Origin of the sequence: [Clostridium] clostridioforme AGR2157 (genome assembly GCF_000424325.1) — a bacterium.
Taxonomy (GTDB): Bacteria; Bacillota; Clostridia; order Lachnospirales; family Lachnospiraceae; genus Enterocloster; species Enterocloster clostridioformis_A.
In genome coordinates, this window is record NZ_AUJR01000122.1 from 1 (window position 1) to 1,962 (window position 1,962).

2 protein-coding genes are annotated in these 1,962 nt (G+C 33.9%); both read left to right on the top strand.

Going from position 1 to position 1,962, the window contains the following annotated elements; all coding sequences use genetic code 11:
- Positions 1–65 precede the first annotated feature (65 nt).
- Positions 66–422 (top strand): DNA cytosine methyltransferase, encoded by a 357-nt coding sequence (locus G614_RS30840; RefSeq protein WP_242828208.1) that lies wholly within the window; start codon positions 66–68, stop codon positions 420–422.
- Entirely contained in the window at positions 412–1,884 is a 1,473-nt protein-coding gene (locus G614_RS28940; protein ID WP_049948121.1) for an ATP-binding protein, read from the top strand. Before G614_RS30840 ends, G614_RS28940 begins: the two co-directional genes overlap by 11 nt.
- Positions 1,885–1,962 lie beyond the last annotated feature (78 nt).

The following is a 1,962-nucleotide window of genomic DNA, read 5'->3' on the forward strand; positions in this document are numbered from 1 at the left end:
TTTCCTTTTTGTATGCTGATGACAGTATACAGGTCAATTCAGAGACAGGCAAGTAAATCAGTATTTTGATAATTTATGAGGTCAACAACACCATAGGGAAAAGAATTACACCAGATGATAACATTGTTGAAGGCTTAAATCGTCGAGGTGTGACAGTTCTTGATCCAAATTCACAGGCACCGACAATTACATCTATCCCTGATGAGTTAATACATTATTGCGAACCAAGGATTTTAACAGTCCGTGAGCATGCACGCATTCAAAGTTTTCCAGATTGGTATGAATTTAAAGGAAAATATACATCGGGTGGAGCAAGAAGAAAAAAAGAAGTACCAAGGTATACACAGGTGGGTAATGCTGTTCCACCACTATTTGCAGAACAAATAGGAATAGCACTTTTGGAGGTGCTTAATGATGATTAAAGCGAATGATATCTTATCATTTAGGGTAAGTGCTGGATTGAAAAATTTGATTGGTCGAGATTTGATTAGCGATAAATACATTGCTGTATTTGAATTGGTAAAAAATTCATACGATGCAGGTGCTAGTAAGGTTAAAATCTCATATTTAGTCTCCGATGACGGTGTTGGAAAAATTATAATTTCTGATAACGGAAGTGGAATGACATACGACGATATAATTCAAAAATGGTTGTTTGTAGCATATTCGGAAAAGAAACCACAAAATAGATCAAAATCATCTTTTAGGGAAGAAATTAAACGTGAAGTAGCGGGAGCCAAAGGAGTGGGGCGTTTTTCATGCGACAGATTAGGTGCATCATTACAGTTAATAACAAAAACAAAAGCAGACATTCAAGCACATGTTGTGGATGTAAATTGGAATCGATTTGAGCTAGATGATACAAAAGAATTTATAGAAATTCCAGTGGATTATTCTCAAGCCAACCAGCTTCCAAGTGGTTTTCTTAAGGGAACAACTCTCATTGTAAGTGATTTAAGAGAAACTTGGGATAGGGATGCATTACTAAAATTGAAACGCTCTTTGATGAAATTGATTAGTCCGGATGCTGATAAGGGCGAATTACCTTTTGATATTGAAATGGTTGTTCCATCAGAAAAAGAAACTGATGAGAAGTTGTTAGCGGAATATAAGAAAGATCAGGAAAATGGTAAGGATTCAAGAAAGAAAATTAATCCAGATCGTGATATTGTAAATGGAAAAATTAAAAACGATATATTTGAAAAGCTAAATATAAAAACAACCAATATAGAAGTTAATATATCAGAAGATGGACGTAGTATTACTAGCACCTTATCTGACAGAGGTAAGTACATATTTACTGTTAAAGAAAAAAATCGAAAATATGGATTATTAAAAAATATACATATATCAGTGTTTTACCTGAATCAAAGTGCAAAAGTAAATTTTACCCGTCAAATGGGTGGTGTTACTCCTAAAAGTTACGGTTCAGTATTTATATATAAAAATGGATTTAGAATTAATCCTTATGGAGAACCAGGACAGGATTTTTTTGGTATTGATCAAAGAAAAGCACAAGGATGGAAAAGATTTTTAGGAACTCGTGAAATTATGGGGCGTATTTCAATAAAAGGTGATAATGAACAATTTGTTGAAACGACAAGTCGTGCACATGGTTTCATTCAAACATCCGCAGTAGATATGCTCGCTGATTTGTTTGTTGAAAAAGTGTTAAAAATATTGGAAAAATACGTTGTTCATCTTATAAATTGGGGAGAACCATTAAAATCCAATTATAATCATACAATTTTGCCAGAAGAAATTGGGGATGAAATTGTTTCGCAGTTTATTACTAATATAAATACAGATGACATATTAAGTGTAAACTATAATCCTGAAATTCTAAATAAAGATACTCTCGCCAAAGTGAGTATTCCGGGGTGAAGTACATCACCCGTCCGGCTATTGGAAATCAAAGTTCCGTTTTTGTGGAAATCACGATTCCGGCAAATAGGAAATCGC

Coding starts and splice junctions, on each gene's coding strand:
- G614_RS28940 (WP_049948121.1), top strand. CDS start 412: ATGATGATTAAAGCGAATGATATCTTATCATTTAGGGTAAGTGCTGGA.